The 19,187-nt window shown below is 49.3% G+C and carries 19 protein-coding genes, 1 tRNA gene and 2 pseudogenes; 11 read left to right on the top strand and 11 right to left on the bottom strand.

Translation table 11 applies throughout. The features are described from left to right. Window positions 1-4 precede the first annotated feature (4 nt). Both PSE6802_RS0119750 and PSE6802_RS0119745 read right to left on the bottom strand, forming a co-directional pair. Window positions 5-616 (bottom strand): TMEM165/GDT1 family protein, encoded by a 612-nt coding sequence (locus PSE6802_RS0119750; protein ID WP_019501771.1) that lies wholly within the window; start codon window positions 614-616, stop codon window positions 5-7. A gap of 342 nt (window positions 617-958) precedes the next feature. Then, a tRNA-Leu gene (locus PSE6802_RS0119745) sits at window positions 959-1,040 on the bottom strand. Window positions 1,041-1,110: 70 nt separating this feature from the next. Between PSE6802_RS0119745 and PSE6802_RS0119740 the strand changes: the two genes are divergently transcribed. The 5 genes from PSE6802_RS0119740 (at window position 1,111) to PSE6802_RS31345 (ending at window position 6,561) form a co-directional block, all read left to right on the top strand. Continuing rightward, window positions 1,111-1,290 carry a hypothetical protein gene (locus PSE6802_RS0119740; RefSeq protein WP_019501770.1) on the top strand — a complete coding sequence of 60 codons (180 nt, stop codon included), beginning with the start codon at window positions 1,111-1,113 and terminating at the stop codon, window positions 1,288-1,290. A 99-nt stretch (window positions 1,291-1,389) separates the two neighbouring features. Next, window positions 1,390-2,418 carry an ABC transporter permease gene (locus PSE6802_RS0119735; RefSeq protein WP_019501769.1) on the top strand — a complete coding sequence of 343 codons (1,029 nt, stop codon included), beginning with the start codon at window positions 1,390-1,392 and terminating at the stop codon, window positions 2,416-2,418. A 199-nt stretch (window positions 2,419-2,617) separates the two neighbouring features. Next, a complete protein-coding gene (gene hmpF / locus PSE6802_RS0119730) occupies window positions 2,618-4,294 on the top strand; it encodes a pilus motility taxis protein HmpF (protein WP_019501768.1) in 1,677 nt (558 codons plus the stop codon). A gap of 137 nt (window positions 4,295-4,431) precedes the next feature. After that, window positions 4,432-5,805 (top strand): aldehyde dehydrogenase, encoded by a 1,374-nt coding sequence (locus PSE6802_RS0119725; RefSeq protein WP_019501767.1) that lies wholly within the window; start codon window positions 4,432-4,434, stop codon window positions 5,803-5,805. 132 nt (window positions 5,806-5,937) lie between these two features. Beyond that, window positions 5,938-6,561: a GNAT family N-acetyltransferase gene (locus PSE6802_RS31345; RefSeq protein ID WP_019501766.1), complete on the top strand. Its 624-nt coding sequence runs from the start codon at window positions 5,938-5,940 to the stop codon at window positions 6,559-6,561. On the opposite strand, the gene PSE6802_RS0119715 is transcribed toward PSE6802_RS31345, so the two are convergent. The 3 genes from PSE6802_RS0119715 to PSE6802_RS0119705 form a co-directional block, all read right to left on the bottom strand. Then, window positions 6,553-7,803: an aspartate aminotransferase family protein gene (locus PSE6802_RS0119715; protein WP_019501765.1), complete on the bottom strand. Its 1,251-nt coding sequence runs from the start codon at window positions 7,801-7,803 to the stop codon at window positions 6,553-6,555. The genes PSE6802_RS31345 and PSE6802_RS0119715 overlap by 9 nt on opposite strands. Window positions 7,804-7,912: 109 nt before the next feature. Next, on the bottom strand, window positions 7,913-8,842 hold the full coding sequence (locus PSE6802_RS0119710; protein ID WP_019501764.1) for a pentapeptide repeat-containing protein: 930 nt from the start codon (window positions 8,840-8,842) through the stop codon (window positions 7,913-7,915). Window positions 8,843-9,193: 351 nt separating this feature from the next. After that, complete coding sequence (locus PSE6802_RS0119705; RefSeq protein WP_019501763.1) at window positions 9,194-9,757, bottom strand: dihydrofolate reductase family protein; 564 nt, start codon at window positions 9,755-9,757, stop codon at window positions 9,194-9,196. Window positions 9,758-9,978: 221 nt separating this feature from the next. Between PSE6802_RS0119705 and PSE6802_RS35930 the strand changes: the two are divergent. The 4 genes and pseudogenes from PSE6802_RS35930 to leuB form a co-directional block, all read left to right on the top strand. Continuing rightward, window positions 9,979-10,080: pseudogene (locus PSE6802_RS35930) on the top strand (helix-turn-helix domain-containing protein); the annotation flags it as partial. A gap of 141 nt (window positions 10,081-10,221) precedes the next feature. After that, window positions 10,222-10,998, top strand: a complete 777-nt coding sequence (gene ftsE / locus PSE6802_RS0119695) for a cell division ATP-binding protein FtsE (RefSeq protein WP_019501761.1) — start codon at window positions 10,222-10,224, stop codon at window positions 10,996-10,998. Beyond that, the gene (locus PSE6802_RS0119690; protein WP_019501760.1) at window positions 10,998-11,918 is read left to right on the top strand and encodes a cell division protein FtsX; all 921 of its coding nucleotides are present in this window, start codon (window positions 10,998-11,000) and stop codon (window positions 11,916-11,918) included. The genes ftsE and PSE6802_RS0119690 overlap by 1 nt, the downstream gene beginning before the upstream one ends. Window positions 11,919-12,169: 251 nt before the next feature. Next, complete coding sequence (leuB, locus tag PSE6802_RS0119685) at window positions 12,170-13,255, top strand: 3-isopropylmalate dehydrogenase (RefSeq protein WP_019501759.1); 1,086 nt, start codon at window positions 12,170-12,172, stop codon at window positions 13,253-13,255. A 126-nt stretch (window positions 13,256-13,381) separates the two neighbouring features. Here the strand turns inward: leuB and PSE6802_RS0119680 are convergent, their stop codons facing one another. Both PSE6802_RS0119680 and PSE6802_RS35925 read right to left on the bottom strand, forming a co-directional pair. Continuing rightward, the gene (locus tag PSE6802_RS0119680) at window positions 13,382-14,134 is read right to left on the bottom strand and encodes an ABC transporter ATP-binding protein (RefSeq protein ID WP_019501758.1); all 753 of its coding nucleotides are present in this window, start codon (window positions 14,132-14,134) and stop codon (window positions 13,382-13,384) included. 64 nt (window positions 14,135-14,198) lie between these two features. Continuing rightward, window positions 14,199-14,394, bottom strand: a pseudogene (locus PSE6802_RS35925) (PIN domain-containing protein); the annotation flags it as partial. A 134-nt stretch (window positions 14,395-14,528) separates the two neighbouring features. Between PSE6802_RS35925 and groES the strand changes: the two are divergent. Together groES and groL are read left to right on the top strand one after the other, a co-directional pair. Next, window positions 14,529-14,840, top strand: a complete 312-nt coding sequence (gene groES / locus PSE6802_RS0119670) for a co-chaperone GroES (RefSeq protein ID WP_019501756.1) — start codon at window positions 14,529-14,531, stop codon at window positions 14,838-14,840. 66 nt (window positions 14,841-14,906) lie between these two features. Continuing rightward, complete coding sequence (gene groL, locus PSE6802_RS0119665) at window positions 14,907-16,535, top strand: chaperonin GroEL (RefSeq protein WP_019501755.1); 1,629 nt, start codon at window positions 14,907-14,909, stop codon at window positions 16,533-16,535. A 293-nt stretch (window positions 16,536-16,828) separates the two neighbouring features. Here the strand turns inward: groL and PSE6802_RS0119660 are convergent, their stop codons facing one another. From PSE6802_RS0119660 to PSE6802_RS0119640, 4 genes are all read right to left on the bottom strand, one after another. Next, a complete protein-coding gene (locus PSE6802_RS0119660) occupies window positions 16,829-17,116 on the bottom strand; it encodes an RNA recognition motif domain-containing protein (RefSeq protein ID WP_019501754.1) in 288 nt (95 codons plus the stop codon). 221 nt (window positions 17,117-17,337) lie between these two features. After that, window positions 17,338-17,760, bottom strand: coding sequence for a Fur family transcriptional regulator (locus PSE6802_RS0119655; protein WP_026103422.1), 423 nt, complete (start codon window positions 17,758-17,760; stop codon window positions 17,338-17,340). Between the two features lie 291 nt (window positions 17,761-18,051). Further along, window positions 18,052-18,963 carry an N-acetylmuramic acid 6-phosphate etherase gene (gene murQ / locus PSE6802_RS0119645; RefSeq protein WP_019501752.1) on the bottom strand — a complete coding sequence of 304 codons (912 nt, stop codon included), beginning with the start codon at window positions 18,961-18,963 and terminating at the stop codon, window positions 18,052-18,054. Further along, entirely contained in the window at window positions 18,963-19,148 is a 186-nt protein-coding gene (locus PSE6802_RS0119640) for a PCP reductase family protein (RefSeq protein WP_019501751.1), read from the bottom strand. Before PSE6802_RS0119640 ends, murQ begins: the two co-directional genes overlap by 1 nt. Window positions 19,149-19,187: the final 39 nt, after the last annotated feature.

The raw sequence follows: 19,187 nt of genomic DNA, 5'->3' as shown, positions 1-19,187 counted from the left end.
GGTTTCAATTAAACCAGGCGATCGCCGCAAATAAGATAAATAAACTGCCGCCAATGTAAGCGATCGCGCGCTCGGAAATCCGCTCTGCGAGTAGGCATCCGCTAGTTATCGCGATAACCGTGCAAGCACTATGACCTAATATTGCACCCAACGTTACCCCCAACGCATCGTTACCTGCCGCTAGAGCAACAGTGGCGAATTGCGTGCGATCGCCCCACTCTCCTATAAACGTCAGGGTGAATGCCTTTAGCAATATCCCCAGCATTCCCCTATATTGCTTTGGGTTATTAGGCTTTGAAGCGATCGCCTCTTCAGCAGATTGCAATTCAGTTAAACAAGCTTGTTTTGGCATGCGGCTGGCTTGCCAAATTAACGACAATCCGAAAATAAGCAGAAGCACCACCTCACCATAGCGCACGTAATCTCGCGGCAGAAAGGTGGTAGCTTGCCCTAGCAGCACAGAGATGACGGTCATGGAGGCAAGGGCAGCAATTACGCCCGCAAATACCAATGACTTGGGATGGCGCATTGCCAGAATCACGGCGATAAAAAATGTTTTATCGCCCAGCTCAGAAAACGTAATCAGTAATAACCCTGCGGTAAAACTCGTTAGCATTTAGTGTCTCTCTCAAGTTACTCATTCGCGTTCGCCTTGCTCCTTGAGTAAACCTGGTGAGGACAGAGAAATGCTTCACCAAGCTCACAAAAGATTGCGAACTTAGTGAAGGTCTCGCTGCCAGATGCTCGAAAAACTTTTACACCTGTCACCTGAACCGGGCACCTTTAATCAGTAGCCAGCATGTCGATTCAGGCGGACATTTTGACGGTTAGCCAGATGTTTAGCTACTCCCCTTCATGAGCCAATCGTACTACATCTTTGCATGCAAAGCAAATAGGGAAGAGCAGAACTCTTCCCTATTTGCGATCTTGCTTGAGTATATTCGCTACAACCGAACTATGGGCAGAGAGAGGGTCGAACTCTCACGGGTCGCCCCGCCAGATTTTGAGTCTGGTGCGTCTACCAGTTCCGCCATCCGCCCATCTGCGGAATAACATATTAACATATGATTTAAACCTGTCTGGAAATTTTATATTGTGGAGACGATTATTATGCCTCAGTTAGTGGGAATAATTCTACTCGGTGTTTATGTTTGGGGAATTTGGCGCTTTCTGTCTGGATTTGACAAAACAAACTTTACAAGCAATAAACTAATGCTAGCTTTGTTGTGGCCAGCCCTAATTTTTAACGGTAGCTATCGCCGCAATTTCAATAAGGCTCTGAAAGGATAGATCTATTCGGTCATCTGACAGCGTAATGAGATCGATGGGAACTCAACCAATCGACTAACAGCTAATAAATTCGCAACAAATAACTGTAGATAAAGCCCTATGAATTGGTGGAAAAGACTAAGATCTAACCCCCTAGCTTGTTTGGGTGCAGCGATTCTCATAATTTTTTATGTCGCTGCCATATTAGCTGACTTTATCACCCCATATGGTTTTGACGATCGCCCACCTAATAGCGCTCTACTGCCACCGACTCAAATCTACTGGCAAAACGCACAGGGTGAATCAATCGGTCCGCATGTTTACCCAACTACTCAAGGTGAAGTCAACTTTGAAACTGGCGAGCGATCGTTAATTGTCGATCGCACCAAACCAGCAATGATTCGCTTGTTTAGTAACGGTCATTTATTCAGTACTAGTGGCGAAGGCAGGCTAAACCTACTGGGTACTGACGATCAGGGTCGAGATCAGTTAACGCGACTGTTGTATGGTGGCAGAATCAGTCTTTCAATTGGGATTATAGGGACGTTCGTATCGTTCCTAATTGGTAGCCTGGTGGGTGGAATTTCAGGTTACTTTGGTGGATGGCTAGATGCGATTCTCATGCGTGTGGTAGAAGTACTGATGTCAGTTCCTTCAATTTATTTGTTAGTGGCGCTAGCGGCGATCCTACCGGAACAGCTAACCAACGCCCAAAGATTTGCCCTGATTATTTTTATTGTCTCGTTCGTGCAGTGGGCTAGCTTAGCAAGGGTAGTGCGCGGGCAGGTGCTTTCAATCAAGGAGTCAACATTTATTACTGCTGCCAAGGCAACAGGAGCCAGTCCCTTGAGGATTATCTGGAAACATATTTTGCCGCAGACAGCTAGCTTTATTATTATTTCTGCCACTTTATCTATCCCCAGTTTTATTATTGCTGAGTCCGTGCTTAGTCTGATTGGCCTGGGTATTCAGCAGCCAGATCCCTCATGGGGTAACATGCTCTCTCTAGCTACCAATGCTTCGGTGATAGTGCTGCAACCGTGGTTGATCTGGGCTCCGTCTGCGTTGATTATTCTGACCGTGCTCTCCTACAACCTGCTCGGTGATGGTCTGCGCGATGCGCTCGATCCCAGAGATTTAAGGCACTGAGTTAATTATTTAAGGCTGTATATTATTTAGGTTGCGAACAGTATGTAATATAGTCTGCCAAAATAAAAACATTGAGCTAGTATTCATTAATTACTAGATTCGGCAACAAGCATAAGTATTCAGGCTTACTTAGTCTGAGCCAAATTTTCAAGATTAAGCCAACATTGACGAAGTTAAAGAATTTAGGAGAAGAGTTAGCGTGCAGTACTTAGCCGAAGTTAGAAAAACTCAAGCAATGCTCAGTGCCAGAGTTGAAATTCGACTGCTTGCACGTAATACCTCTGAAAACAATTGGCAAGCTGTAGGCAGTGAAGAAATTCTGACCGTGCAGGATGCCAACCAGACTAAGGATCTTAAGGATGGTCAACTAGTCTTAGCTGAGGTAAATGCGAATAAACAGGTGCAAGGGGTTCAGGATGCGACTAAGCGGCTCGTGTTAATACTACAAACCTTTACCCGTGCCCAAGAGAAATTCCGCCAGTCTGAAGAAGACATCGAGCAATGGAAGCAGTCTTTAAATTATCAGAGCCAGGAACTGCATCGGCGCGAGATGGAACTGGAACAAAAGGAACAGGAACTAGAATACATCGATGCCAAACGCCAGGAAGTTGATGCGTTACAGGAAGAGCTGCGGCACGATCGCGAAGAGTTCGAGCAGTGGCGACAACAGTTTGAAGCCGCCCAAAGGGAATTTGAAGCACAGGCGGGTTCATCGACGCTAAGCCAGGAACAGGCTGACTACCTGCGCGAGATCGCTCAAAGGATAGCTGGTAGTTTAGGTTCTGGTTCCTTGCAGGGCGTAAGCGCTTGTCTAGAGCAGCTCTACAATAGCCAGGAAGTACTGACCCAGTTTTGGCAAACCTTAGAGTTACAGCGATCGCAGTCAGAAAGACTGCAGGACGAACTCAATCGCTTCACGCAGGACTTAAATACTCGCAAGCAACAGTGGCAGCAAGCCCAGGTGACTTTGACCGATGCCCAGGGCGAACTGAGAGCGCAAACAGAAATCGTGCGATCGCAGGAAAGCAATCTGGCGATGGCGCAGTGGCAGTTAGAGGCACAGCAAGAGCTATTACATCAGGCTAATCAAATCGTAGAAAGCTTTGGCGGTACGGTTAACGTTCTCTCACCGGAGGAGGTGAAAGAACTGGAAGAGATGCCTTTGGATCGGCTAGAGGCAGCGGTGGAAAACTGGCAGCAGGAGCTGGATAAGACATCCAACTATGTTGGTGCTCAAGAGGATGAATTGGCTTCTCTAGAGGGAGAGATTGCAGAGATACAGAGCCGGATTGAAAAATCTAGTGATTTCACCAGTATTGAGTTGGAAAGTGAGAAGGAATTTAAAGAAGAGGAATACAAAATGCTGGATGAGACCCTAGCTGGTCAGCGGCGAGCGATCCAGGAGCGGCAAGCAATCTTGAACCAACAGCGATCGATTCTGGAAAAACGCCAGGGGATAGGTAGCCCTGATAGCCCTGCCCAAAGCCTGGTGCCATTGGTAGAGCAAATTGAGACTAACAAGCAAAATCAGGAACAAGAACTCAAAAAAGTAGAAAGTACGGTAGCAACAGCAAGAGAAGTACTGCGCCAACAAGAGGATCTCGTGAATCGGATGAAGTCCGGACACCAGCAAAACTACCAGGAAATTCAAACTTTAGAGTTGCAGCTACAGGAAAAAATTCGACTGACTGCCGATCTTGTAGGTAGGGTAGCAGCCCAGCAGGATATATTGCGCCCTGTACAGGATGTTGTGGATGCCCTGCGAGGTAATTTGGAGAGTATTGTCAATCTAGAAGGCTCATCTGAGTCCGTTCAAGAACAACAACAATTAGTCGAGGCTCTACAAAGTACAATCGATAGCTTAATCGCTGCTTAGTTAGCTGTTAGCTGTTATGGTCTTGTGGTTGAATAACGTTCCAATCGTAGGATATGTTAGGCGTTAGATGTAACGCATCGCGGGTACTTTGAGTTCTTGGGGTGGGTTATTTCTTGCCAGCAACCGAGCGATCGCCAATGATAAACGAGATCTTAGAAAAACAGCGCCGGTTCTTTAGCAGTGGCGCAACTAGGGATGTACAATTTCGCATCCAGCAGCTCCAGTTACTATCTCAGGCGATTAAACAACACGAAACTGAGATTTTGCAGGCTCTAAAAGCAGATCTGCATAAGCCTGCTTTTGAGGGCTTTACGAGCGAAATCCTCATGGTGCTGGAGGAGATCGAGTACGCTCTTAAGCATCTCAAATCCTGGGTGAGGCCGCAAAAAGTTGCTGCTAGCTGGACGCAACTGCCTGCTACCAGTTACATCTACCCAGAACCATTGGGCGTGGTTCTGATTATCGGCCCCTGGAACTATCCGCTCCAACTGACGCTCTCGCCCCTGGTCAACGCGATCGCCGCTGGCAACTGCGCTATTGTCAAGCCATCGGAAATTGCCCCGCACGCATCGCAGTCGATCGCGGCAATAATTAGCAAACACTTCCATCCCGGCTTTATTTCAGTCGTAGAAGGAGGAATAGAAACCAGCCAGTCCTTGTTAGCAGAAAAGTTCGATCGCATCTTTTTTACAGGTAGCGCGGCGATCGGTCGCCTGGTTCTGGCAGCAGCGGCTCAGCATCTTACACCTGTGACGCTGGAATTGGGCGGCAAGTCTCCCTGCCTTGTAGATCTAGACTGCGATCTCAAACTAGCAGCCAAAAGAATCACGTGGGGGAAGTTTATTAATGCAGGGCAAACCTGCATTGCCCCAGACTATCTCTTGATTCCTCATGCAATTAAATCGGAATTATTAAAACACATCGGCGAGGCGGTGCGGGAATTTTATGGCGACGACCCGCAAACTAGTCCAGATTATGCCCGGATCGTGAATGACAAGCAATTTGCGCGACTGACAACCCTGATCGACGACTGCAAAGCAACCTCGGAAATTATCTTTGGCGGTACTAGCGATCCTGCCCAGCGTTATATTGCCCCGACTGTTATCGATCGCGTATCGCCCCGCAGCAAAATTATGGCGGATGAGATATTTGGCCCCTTACTTCCTGTTTTGGAGTACGAGGATCTTGACGAAGCGATCGCCTTAATTAACTCTCAACCTAAGCCACTGGCTTTTTACTTCTTCTCCAACAATCGAGACAATCAGGAAAGGGTTTTACGAGAAATATCGTTTGGTGGTGGCTGTATCAACGATACAATTTCACATATCATTTACCCAGCCTTACCCTTCGGTGGGGTTGGCAATAGCGGTATGGGGCAGTATCACGGTAAGGCTGGGTTTGATACGTTTTCACACTACAAAAGCGTCATAAAAAAATCGCGATTTTTCGATCTACCGCTCCGCTATCCCCCTTACAAAGATAAAATTAATCTTGTCAAACAGTTCCTGTAGGGCTAAGATAGCGTTTTTCAATTGAGAACAGGTTTTATTGACGGGGTGAAGGGGTTCCACCCCTTCTTGGGGGCAACGCCCCCAAACCCCCTACTCTTTCCGATCTGAAAACCGCTATACATCGCTATATCCGTGGATAAATCAGACAGCTACATCGAAATTCAACTCGGGATGCCTGAGGAAATGCGACATCAAGCCGCAGTCATTTGCTACGAAGGATTCCGTCGGCAAATGGAGTCGCTCGGCGTTTCCCAAGTTCAGGGTATTGCACTTCTAGAACGCAGTCTGGATGCCGAACTAGCGTTGATTGCCCTTCATCAAGATCGACTCGTGGGATTTGTGGGATTGCAATATGAGAACCGTCCCTTCTTTCAATTTCAGCGATCGCATTTTATCCAAGAACTTGGCTGGCTGCGCGGCTTATTGATTTTTCTCCTGTTTAATCTAGCTGCAACAGTCATCCAACCAACGGAAATGTTTATCAATGTTATCGTCGTGGATGCATCAATGCGAGGTAAGGGGATCGGCACGTCCCTAATTAATGCTGTATTTGAGATTGCTCGACAGAATCAATTCCAAGCAGTAGTTCTGGATGTAGTAGATACAAATCCCGATGCTCGCAGGCTCTACGAACGCATGGGATTTGCGCCCATCAAGACGCGCAAGTACGCATACTTACGACATCTGATCGGCTCTTCCGCTGTAACTACGATGAGTAAGCGTATTGATGCATTGCCAACAGAATCTCTAGCTTAGATTTGCCATGACATCTGTCACAATAGCCGTTGCCTCTTCAATTTCAGCCGCAGTCACGATCAGAGGGGGGACAAATCTGACCACCTTCGGCCCAGCCGGAACCAGGAGCAATCCGCGTTCAATGCCAGCCTGAACGATATCTCTAGATGTAAGTGCATGGGATTCCGAGATGACCAACCCCTGAATTAGCCCCCAGCCGCGCGCGCCATCTAGCCGATCGCTATATTTTTGAGCGATCGCATGTAGGTTTGCCTGTAATTGCTGGCCGCGCTCTTTGGCATTATTAACCAAATCGTCCTGCTCTAGGGTATGGCAAACAGTTAAAGCCATCTGGCAAGCAAAGGGATTGCCACCAAAGGTGCTGGCATGATCGCCCGCCTCGAAGACATCGCAGAAACTCTTACACAACATAGCGCCGATCGGAACTCCACCACCCAAACCCTTGGCAGAGGTGAAGATATCGGGTTCGATTCCCAGGTTTTCATATCCCCACAGGTTGCCGCTGCGCCCCATGCCAACCTGGACTTCATCTAAAATCAGTAAGGCTTTGTGGCGATCGCATATTTGACGCACGCGCTCGAAGTAGTCGCGATCGCCAGGACAGACACCGCCCTCGCCCTGCAAAGCCTCTAACATAATTGCTGCCAGCCTGCCTTCATACTTGGTTGCTGTTGCTTCTAGAGCGGCAATATCGTTGTAGGGGACATAGTCAAATCCTGGCACGAGGGGATCGAAGTTTTTCTGATACTTGGGTTGTCCGGTGGCGGTAATCGTAGCAAGCGTTCTGCCATGAAAACTGGCATTGGCAGTGAGAATCATCGGCGCGTCGATCCCTAACTTTACGTGCGCGTATTTTCTCGCTAGCTTGATTGCCCCTTCATTTGCCTCCGCACCAGAGTTGCAGAAAAAGGCTTTGTCCGCACAGGAGTTTTGCACGAGCCACTGGGCTAATTCTCCCTGCGGAGCCACGTAGAACAGATTAGAGACGTGATGCAGTTTTTGCATTTGCGCGGTGGCAGCTTTTACCATAGCAGGGTGGGCGTGCCCGAGCGTGCAGGTGGCGATGCCAGCCACAAAATCAAGATAGGATTCGCCGTTGCTGTCCCATACTCGACAACCGCTGCCACGTTCTAACGATATGGGAAATCTGGCATAGGTACCCATGACATAGGAATCGAATTGCTCGGTGTCAGGGGCGATCGTTTGCGAAGTTAGCTCTGTAGCAAGCGAAGTTGTTGACATAGGTTTTACAGATATTTCAGTCATTGACATCAATGTGTTATTGGTATTATGGCAGTTAAGAAGGTAGCACAGTCGAGTTTGAGGGTGTCTTAATTTTCACGCAATTCCCTTATGAAGGTAGCACAGTCCAGTTTAAGTTGAGATTTTGCAATTCCAACTGTTGCAGATTTGTATAACTTAGATCGGCACCTCGCAAAATGGCTAAACTTAAATCGACATCTGTCAAGATTGTCTTGTGCAAAGTTGCCGCACTTAAGTTCGCGTCCTGAAGGCTTGCCCAACTCAGATCGGATTCGGTCAAGTTTGCCTCGATTAACTCAGCCCCATCTAGCTTTGCTCCACGCATAATCGCCAGTACCAACTGAGCGTCAATCAGATTGGCTTGCGTCAGGTTTGCCCCCGTCAAATTAGCTCCATTCAAAATAACTCGATGCAGATTGGCCTGGCTCAAATTAGCTCCTTCCAAGTTAGCTCTGTCCATGTCCGCTTCTTGTAAAATTGCCTTGCTCAGGTTTGCGAGTGCTAGATTGGCTCCCCGAAGGTAAGATCGCTTCAAGTTGGCTCCTATCCCGTCAATTCGATTCAAATCCCCCTCAGCCAAGTTGGCGTGCGTCAAGGTTGCGTCATTCAAACTGGCTCGGCTCAGATTGGCCGATCTTAAATCCGCATAAGATAAGTTGCTATGGTTTAAGTGCGCTCGGCTCAAGTTGGCATTACAGAGGGTCGCATTTTGCAGTGTTGCTTGCCACAAATTTGCACCGCTCAGATCGACATCGGTCAAGATCGCTTCTGATAAGTCCGCACCAATTAACCGACTCCCAGTAAGTTGCGCTTTTGTTAAATTTGTCTGTCTTAGCATGGCACCGTGCAAATCGCTTGCCATCAGGTTGGTACCGCTCAGGTCGATCCCGAATAGCATGGAATTCCTCAGATTAATGCCCTGCAGGTCTGCGCCACTTAAGTCACCGTCACTTAAGTCTGCCGCCCTGAAATCTCTTTCTCCTGTAGCATACCGTTGCAAGAGTTCGCTCGCATCCATAGAATTTAACTATATCTCTCTACCGATCCTCACAACTCCTTCTGGCAACTGCTAGCTAGCTTTTCCATAGTTATAGCGGTTTTCAGATCGGAAAGAGTAGGGGGTTTGGGGGCGTTGCCCCCAAGAAGGGGAGGCAGGGCGGTCTTGGGGGTTCCCCGCTAGAGCCACTGCCGTGTTCCACCCCTTCACCCCAAAAATAAAACCCGTTCTCAAACGAAAACCGCTATAAACATACAGGGACGCTTAACGCTAACTATGCTTTTGTTAATTATCCCCAATTTAACAGGATGCAACTGGGATCTTGATATTTATTCATACTCGGATTGCATATGAGTAAGGTCAACGAGGCGACTATTTGACATACCTTAACTGAACCAAGTCATTCGCGTATCGCTTCACTTCCATTAGCTTTAATCTCATCTCTGAACCAAACGGCATAAACAGGGGAATGCCTTCCCCTAACAAAATCGGTACGATTGACAGGATGTATTCATCAATCAGTTGATGTTCGAGAAATGCCGCGATTAATTCCGCGCCGCCCACCAGCCAGATGCGCTGGAGGTTCCGCGACTCCATTTCGCAGAGAAATTGCTGCGGGGTTGCCGAAGTAAAGAATACATCATCGCGATCGGACGATAGACTTTGTCGAGTGAATACGTAGGATGGTTTGCCAGGATGTGCCCACTCGCCAAAGCTCAGCACCTGCTCGTAGCTTTTGCGTCCCATCGCTAATCCATTAATCGATGCATAGAACTCACCGTATCCATAGTCGGTTTGGGCTGTCTCAAAGTCTAACAGCCAATCAATACTGCCGTTACTGCGAGCAATATATCCATCGCAACTAGTTGCGATGTAAAGCACGACCTCTGTCATCGATCGCTCTCCAAAAATCAATAGAATCAATTGAACGAGCATTTTTACAGGTGCCGTTCAATTAGTATCTTACTCATTAATTGCCCGAGATTATTGTCCGAGATTACTGCCCGAGGCTGCACTCGCGACGGTATAAGAAAAATGGCAGGGAGCAAGAAAGTCCTATGCCAAACGTTAGGCCACTAGCATCCATAGGCGCGAAACTTGCAATCGTTTCAATTCCACCCATGCAAAGCCCAAAAAAGCGATCGTGCTAATCAGCCGCCACATTGGGCACTCCCTATGACATTACTCTGCAAGAATTGCGAATTGAGTGCTTATTCCCAGCAGATGAGGCTACCGAGCAAGCCTGGAGAAATTTCTAGGCTTGAATTCTGCTGAGCGATCGCGGCGTGGGGCTTTTACGATCGCTGGAAATGATGTATCCTCGCAACAACTGTGTCCAAAATTAATTCATGCTCAAACTTCCTTTTAAATTTGGCAGGCAGGAGGATATAGGTTCTGACATGGAGACGGAACGCCCCGCACCAGATAGCCCACAGCCGGAAAGCGTGCAGCCAGATAGCTCGCAGGCGCGCAGTTCTCGCAAGGCGATCGCGGTCAGGCTGGAAAACGTGCGGAAGATTTACCCTAATGGGTCTGCTGGCCTGCAAAACATTAACTTGCAACTTTGTAAGGGTGATTTTTTGTTCGTCACCGGACATTCGGGTTCGGGCAAATCTACGCTCTTGAAACTGCTCTATGGGGCGGAGCAACCAACGGAGGGGGAAGTGTTCGTAAATGGTTTTAACCTCAAGGGTCTTAAGGGGAATAAGCTAGCCATGCTGCGGCGCAGTCTCGGCATCGTGTTTCAGGATTATAAATTAATTCCGCGCCGCACCGTATCTGAAAACGTGGCATTCGTGCTGATGGCGCAGGGATTTGCCAAAGATGAAATTCAACGCCGCCTCATGCCCGCACTCAAAATGGTGGGCCTGGCCCATAAAGCCGATTGTTTTCCCGAAGAATTATCGGGTGGGGAACAGCAACGTACGAGTATTGCCAGGGCGATCGTCAACACGCCACCCCTACTACTGGCGGACGAGCCTACGGGCAACCTCGACCCGGACAATGCTTGGCAAACGATCAAGATTTTGAACAAGCTCAACTCTTTTGGCGTGACAATTCTGATGACTACCCATGACGAGCAGTTAGTGCGCGCCGCCAATCATACCGTGGCGCATCTCAAAGATGGCTATATATATTGCAGTGATAATGGCAGCAACGGAGGGGAAAGATCGTGATGGAACGCAAGCAAATATCCAGATGGTTGACCAAGTTAGATTACCTACTGCGGGAAACTTTCTTGGGACTCAAGCGTGGCGGCTGGATGAACTGGGCGGCGGTGAGTACGGTGGCGGTTTTGCTTTTCCTGTTTGGAGCCAGCTTGCAGGTTTCCTGGCAGTTAGAGGGACTGCTGGGGCAGATGGGCAACCAGTTAGAAATATCCGTCTACCTGGATGAAGATGCCAGTGCCGAAGTAATGCAGCAGAGATTAAAGCTCGTAGACGGGGTGACAGCCCTGCACCTGATTCCCAAAGATGTGGCTTGGGAGCGCATGTTAGACGATCTTGGCAAAATTGAAATGGGAGAGGCAACGCAACAACTAGGCGGAAATCCTCTCGTAGATGAGTTTAAAGTCCGCGCCGTTTCATCCGATCGCGTACCTGAAATTGCCAAGCGCATCTCCGGACTGAAGGGCGTGAATGAGGTTTGGTATACCAACGAGGTGGTCAAGCGCCTGGCGGAATTGCGCAAAGCTATGACTAATATTGGCACGCTTGTTACCAGCGTATTTACGGCGATCGCGATCGCCGTGATCGGCACCACCATTCGCCTGATCGTGTTAGCGCGCCGCCGCGAAATCGAGGTAATGCAGTTGGTAGGAGCGACAAGCACCTGGATCTATTTCCCATTCGTCCTGCAAGGCGTAGCATTCGGGATCGGCGGAGCCGTAGTTGCCTATGGCATGTTATCGGTCGTTTTGAACCTGCTGGCCGATGCGATCGTCAATCAACCGGAATTGATCAAATCTTTGACTGTAGGACTGCTTAACGATCTGCGCGTCCAGTTCCTGTTGCCAATTATTCTGCTACTGTTTGGCTCCGCTGTCGGCGTGCTCGGCAGCCTGTTTGCCGTGCGCCGCTTCTCCGCCAGCAGCTAATTTATACCAAAATTGTAGTAACAAACAGGGGATCTAAGTTCCGTAGTATAGCTTTCGCGAATTGGTATAACAGCTGAAAGCTAACCGCTGAAAGCTATAGCGGTTTTCAGATCGGAAGGAGTAGGGGGTTTGGGGGCGTTGCCCCCAAGAAGGGGTGGAACCCCTTCACCCCAAAAATAAAACCCGTTCTCAATTGAAAACCGCTATATAATGTCCCTTAACTTTGAATTATTTGCCTAAATTTGCCTGATATGTCTAAGAATTACAAGATTGCGCTCTTACCTGGTGATGGAATTGGGCCAGAAATTATGCAGGTGGGAGTAGCAGTTTTGCGCGCGATCGCTCCACAATTTGAGATATCCTTCTCCTTTGAAACAGCGCTGGCTGGTGGGGCTGCCATTGATGAGACCGGACATCCCTTGCCAGCGGAAACGCTATCGCTGTGCCAGTCAAGCGATGCCGTTTTGCTGGCGGCGGTGGGCGGCAATAAATGGGATACATTACCGAGCGAACTGCGCCCGGAGCAAGCATTGTTGGGACTGCGCGGCGGTTTGGGTCTATTTGCCAATCTGCGCCCTGCGAAGATATTGCCTCAGTTGATCGATGCGTCGTCGCTCAAGCGCGAGATTGTAGAAGGAGTGGATATTCTCGTCGTGCGCGAACTGACGGGCGGTATTTATTTCGGCAAACCCAAGGGTATTTTCACCGACGAGCAGGGCGTAAGGCGCGGTTTGAATACAATGGTCTATTCCGAAATGGAAGTGGATCGAATTGGGCGCGTGGCATTTGAGGCGGCACGCAAGCGCAAGGGAGTTCTTTGTTCGGTGGATAAAGCAAACGTGTTGGAAGTATCGCAACTCTGGCGCGATCGCATCACTAAGATGTCTCAGGAGTATCCCGACGTAACTCTATCGCACATGTACGTGGATAATGCGGCGATGCAGCTTTTGCGCTGGCCGAAGCAGTTTGACACGATCGTCACGGGTAATCTATTTGGCGACATTCTCTCCGATGCAGCGGCAATGTTGACGGGTAGTATTGGGATGTTACCATCTGCGAGTTTGGGCGAGCCAGGTAAACCCGGTTTGTTCGAGCCAGTACACGGTTCCGCCCCAGACATTGCGGGTCGAGATCTTGCGAATCCATTGGCACAGGTATTGAGTGCGGCGATGATGCTGCGATATGGCTTAAATGAAGGAGCTGCTGCCGATCGCATTGAGGCAGCCGTGATGCAAGTACTGGATGCGGGCAAGCGCACGGGTGACATTATGGCTCCAGGCTGCGAACAGTTAGGTTGTAAGGCAATGGGAGAAGCGCTATTAGCTGCTTTGGCTTAGCGATCTGTACAAGGTCAAGTTGATACCAATTTAAATTGTTGTGGTTACGGATGGGGAGCGTTGCCCCCACGGAGGGGTGGCTCCCCTGCACCCCGTCCTATAACCACTAGGCTATAGCTATAGTTCCTAATGAGTAGATTTGATGTGCCCAACGCCGAGATATAGCTCGGCGATTTTAGGATCGTTCAGCAGATCTGTACCCTTACCTTCAAAGCGATCGCGTCCCGCGTCGAGTACGTAGCCGCGATCGGAGATCGCCAGCGCCTTGCGCGCATTTTGCTCCACCAGAATAATTGCCGTGCCAGTCTGGTTGATGCGTTGCACGAGATCGAAAATATCCTGTACCAAAATTGGCGATAGGGCAGCAGAAGGCTCGTCCAGAATTAGCAACTTCGGCTCTAGCATCAGCGCTCTCCCCATCGCTAACATTTGCCGCTCGCCACCGGATAACGTCCCCGCCCGTTGTTTTTGCCGCTTCGCCAGCACTGGAAATATCTGATAAATATTTTGCTTTAGCGCGTTAATATCACCCTTAACCAGGTACGCCCCCATATCCAGATTTTCAGAAATACTGAGTGAAGGAAATACATTGGCAATTTGCGGCACGTAACCCATGCCCAGGCGCACCACATCCTCAGGTGCAATACCAGTAATGTCTCGCTGCTCGAATGCCACCGTCCCAGAGCGCACGGGCACCAAACCAAAAATCATCTTGGCTAGCGTGGACTTGCCCGCGCCATTAGCGCCAATAACTGCGATCAGTTCCCCCGGCTGCACGACCAGGTTAACTCCTTGCAAGATATCAACGCCCTCCACATAGCCCGCAAAAACATCTTTGACAGTCAATAAAGGTGGTTGGGAGGGTTGATTAGAACTCATAGGTGACAAAGAAAAAGCTTAGAAATTGTTAATTAGACTGATTTTAGTAATATGCCAGTTAAAGTTAGCTAAACCAGTTCTCAACTTGGATACCAAAGAAGCGATCGTAACCCGCTCGATTATTGGTGACCATAATCAAATTGTTGACTTTGGCGATCGCTACAATTTGCCCATCAGCCAAGGGGGGGAGTTTTACCTAACTGCACCAACCGACTTCGTTCCAAAGCGTGCCATTCAGCCGCCGCTTCATTGTAAGGCAGTTATGGCACCCATAGTTCGGTAAACCGCACTCGTATCTGAGCATCATCTTCCGCTACATTAGCACTCAGCTATGTAGAGTGCTAAGAGTGGCAGTCTCTACTGTTAACAAAACTTGCTGAGTGGATAAACAATTATGGCAACAATGTCTCTTAATGTATCTACCGTAAAGCCTCTAGGCGATCGCGTGTTCATTAAAATTAGCGAAAAGGAAGAAAAAACCGCTGGTGGGATCTTTTTACCCGACACCGCCAAGGAAAAACCCCAAGTCGGTGAGATCGCGGCTGTGGGGCCCGGCAAGCTAGATGACAAAGGCGTGCGCCAACCTCTAGAAGTCAAGGTGGGAGATAAGGTGCTGTACTCCAAGTATGCTGGCACCGATCTCAAGCTGGGCAACGATGATTACGTACTGTTAGCCGAGAAAGACATTCTCGCGATCGTCTCCTAGTTAACTCTTAACATCACTACGCAACAAGAATTCACGCATAACTATTAACGTTCACAGCAAAAAACTATGGCAAAGCGAATTATTTACAATGAAGATGCCCGTCGCGCGCTCGAGCGCGGCATGGATATCCTGTCCGAAGCTGTGGCAGTCACTCTAGGACCAAAAGGTAGAAATGTGGTTCTGGAGAAAAAGTTTGGTTCGCCTCAGATCATCAATGATGGTGTCACCATTGCCAAGGAGATCGAATTAGAAGATCACGTTGAAAATACTGGCGTAGCGCTCATTCGTCAAGCTGCATCCAAAACTAATGACGCTGCCGGTGATGGTACAACTACCGCGACGGTGCTTGCCCACGCGATCGTCAAAGAAGGTATGCGCAACGTTGCCGCTGGTGCCAATGCGATCTCGATCAAGCGCGGGATCGATAAGGCTGCTAACTTCCTGGTTGATAAGATTGCCGCCCACTCTCGCCCAGTGGAGTCATCCACCGCGATCGCCCAGGTCGGTACCATTTCCGCTGGCAATGACGAGCAGGTAGGCAAAATGATTGCCGATGCCATGGATAAAGTCGGTAAAGAAGGCGTGATTTCCCTCGAAGAAGGCAAGTCCATGACTACCGAATTGGAAATCACCGAAGGGATGCGCTTTGATAAGGGCTATATCTCTCCCTACTTTGTCACCGATGCCGAACGCATGGAAGCTTCCATTGACGATCCGGCCATCTTGATCACCGATAAGAAAATTGGCCTGGTACAGGAGCTGGTGCCCGTACTGGAGCAAGTGGCGCGTGCCGGTCGTCCTCTGATGATTATCGCCGAAGATATCGAAAAAGAAGCGCTTGCCACTCTCGTGGTCAACCGTTTGCGTGGCGTACTGAATGTATGCGCGATTAAGGCTCCTGGTTTTGGCGATCGCCGCAAAGCCATGCTCGAAGACATCGCCATCCTGACTGGCGCTCAGGTAGTCACCGAAGATGCTGGCCTGCGTCTTGATGCCGTGAAGCTGGAGTCGCTGGGTCGGGCTCGTCGCATCACCGTCACCAAAGACAGCACGACAATCGTGGCAGATGGTAACGAAGCCGCAGTTAAAGCCCGTTGCGAACAAATTCGCCGCCAAATCGAAGAAAGCGATTCTTCGTTTGACAAGGAAAAGCTGCAAGAACGCCTCGCTAAGCTAGCTGGCGGTGTGGCTGTGGTCAAAGTTGGTGCTGCTACCGAAACGGAAATGAAGGATCGCAAGCTCCGTCTGGAAGACGCGATCAACGCCACTAAAGCCGCAGTAGAAGAGGGCATTGTCCCCGGCGGCGGTACCACCTACGTCCATCTGGCACCCGAACTGGAAACCTGGGCTAACAATAACCTCTCCGGTGAAGAGTTAACTGGCGCTCTGATCGTGGCACGCGCTCTGACCGCACCTGTAAAGCGCATTGCTGAAAATGCCGGACATAACGGTGCCGTGATTGCCGAGCGCGTCAAAGAGAAGGAATTCAATACCGGCTTCAATGCCATGACAGGACAATTTGAAGATATGTTCAGCGCAGGCATTGTTGACCCAGCTAAGGTGACGCGATCGGCATTGCAAAATGCTGCTTCGATCGCTGGCATGATTCTCACCACCGAGTGCATCGTGGTTGATAAGCCAGAGAAGGAAGCTGCTCCTGCTGCTGGCATGGGTGGCGGCGATTTTGATTATTAATTTGGTAGCTATAGCCGTAGACAGATCTATTAGGACAGGGGGTGTGGGGGCTGCGCCCCCACGCAGGGGTGGAACCCCTGCACCCCGTCCTAAGCCGACTGGCTATAGCTATAATTAGCGATCGACTTAGTAATCGCTCTTACTCCTGTAAACATCAATTAGAAAACACACTTGCCAAATAGGTGAGTGTGCTTTTTTTATCGACGATCTCGCTTGAAAAGCAATAAAAATACAGAAGCGTTAAACTTCTGTATTTTTAACATCGCTAGAAATTTTTCAGGTAAAGAAGCTGCTTAGTAGCGGTTTCTAACAACGGGGCGACCGCCTCCACCACGCTCTTCACGGGGTTTAGCTTTATTTACCCGCAGATCGCGCCCCATCCATTCCGCACCATCAAGTTCCTTGATAGCCTTATCTTCTTGCTCTTCTTCCTCCATATCAACAAAAGCAAAGCCCCTCATCCGACCAGTTTCGCGGTCTGTTGGTAACTGTACTCGTTTAACTTTACCGTACTCTTCAAAGACCGCTTCTACGTCTTCTTGAGTAGCCTTGTATGACAAATTACCTACGTAAATGGTCACAATATATACTCTCCGAAACTGAAACACTAAATGGTAAAACGCCAGATTTCGGAAAGAACTCGATCGACAATAAACATTGCACAAATCCCGAACCCGAACCTCGACTTGCTTAATAGTTTAGCCTCTCTAGGGGCAAAATTAGGTAAGCTGAATTACAAAGATTCTTAAAAATATGGCGATCGCGTACAATTTGTGCATTACCGCGCTTGATATAAGTATAATTAGCTACTGACTCGATGCCCGAAAAATTCAACGCGGTAATCGGTAATCACCGTGCCCGTTTGCTGCTCGACTTGCTTAATCAGATCGGATGGCAGCTCGATTTTTACATCGATAATTTGCTCCGGATCGGTAAGGTTAATATGGCTGTGGGAATCGCTGAAATTGCCATATAGCCTGCCCTCAGAGCGCTCGACGCACTCAATTACTCCCTTAGAGGCCAGTGCTTCAAGGTTTTGGTACACAGATGTATGACCGATGGGCTTGCTGGCACGATTGAGGCGATCGTAGATTTCCCTAGCAGATAGGTGTTCTTTGGTATCCCATAACAACTCCAAAATAAAACGTCGCTGCCGACTAACGCGCATACCTAGAGCTTGGCAGCGATTGAGTGCGTCACCTAAAGTAGCGATCGGCTCAGACATAATTCTTAAACCATGCGAGTGTAGAGTCCAGTTTATTGTTACGCGTACTACTAAGCATAGCATTTGGCGGTTGGGGTGATAGGCGATCGCGATGGGGGATAGGCGAGATCGTGATGGGAGATAGGCGTTAACGGAGGGGTTTAGCATTTGTCCGACAGCTTTTGCGGCAAACGCAAGCATTCATGACAAATGCTAAACCCTTACACGATCGCCATCATCTCGATCGCCATCATCCCGATCGCCATCGTTACCGTTCCGTTATCCATGCGTTCGTTTGCCCTTGTCCCGTTGTCATTCGTCGTTACACCCATGATGCGCGATCGCCCTGCCCAAATGACCTTGATGTGCCTGTAGGAGGCGATCGCCTTCTCGGGCATCTAATCCGGTCTCTTGCATTAACAGCGCTAGCTTGACTTTGCGATCGGCTCGTTCGAGTAGATCTGCGGCAGCGACATAATCCAGGTTAGTGAGGTCGCGAATAATCCGAATAGCGCGATCGTGTAGCTTGCTATTGGTGACCGCCACATCCACCATGCGGTTGCCGTAAACCTTACCCAATTGCACCATTACGCCCGTGGAAACCGTGTTGAGGACGAGTTTGGTAGCAGTACCAGCTTTGAGGCGAGTAGAACCTGCTAAAATTTCCGGCCCTACCAGGGGGCGAATCTCAATGTCGTAATTTGCGGGCACCTGAGTGGCAGGGACGCAGGCAAAAAATACGGTAGTGGCACCGCGTTGTTTGGCTTCCCGCAACGCGCCGTGTACGAAGGGGGTAGTACCGCCAGCGGTGATGCCAAATACAACATCACTAGCGGTAATTTCACCTTGGGCGATCGCTGCTGCCCCATCCGCCTCGTTATCTTCCAGGGCTTCGGAACTGCGCACCAGTGCCGCCGCTCCTCCGGCAATAATTCCCTGCACGAGATTTGGGTCGGTGCAAAATGTGGGGGGGCATTCCGCTGCATCCAGCACGCCCAGACGACCGCTCGTACCCGCGCCCACGTAGAATAGCCTGCCGCCCTGTTGCATGGACTGAGCGATCTTGGCGATCGCCCTGGCGATATTTTCGGTTTCTGCTCCCACCGCTGCCACTACTTTGGCATCCTCCTGGTTAAAGAGGTCAACCAGTTGCGTAATTTCCATGCGATCGAGGTTCTGGCTGTTGGGATTGGCTTGTTCGGTAAGTAAGTGTCCGCGCTGCATTACTGACCAAACTCCATACGTGCCTGTTCTACCAATTCCGCTGTAATTGCATCCAGATTCGACTCGCGGGCGAGTTGCTCGATGCGCTGGCGCGCCTGCGTGCGGACAAAATAGGGAATATTGCGCAATTTCTCTTTTGCCTCGGGTGTCCAGGTAGGGGTTTCAATATAGTCCGATTCAGTCATAGCAGTTTGTCTCGGTATTACGCATTGCAAAATCATTGG

This window comes from Pseudanabaena sp. PCC 6802, from assembly GCF_000332175.1.
Lineage (GTDB): Bacteria > Cyanobacteriota > Cyanobacteriia > Pseudanabaenales > Pseudanabaenaceae > PCC-6802.
Note: the sequence above shows the minus strand (reverse complement) of the source record. Positions and strands in the feature narration are given on the sequence as shown.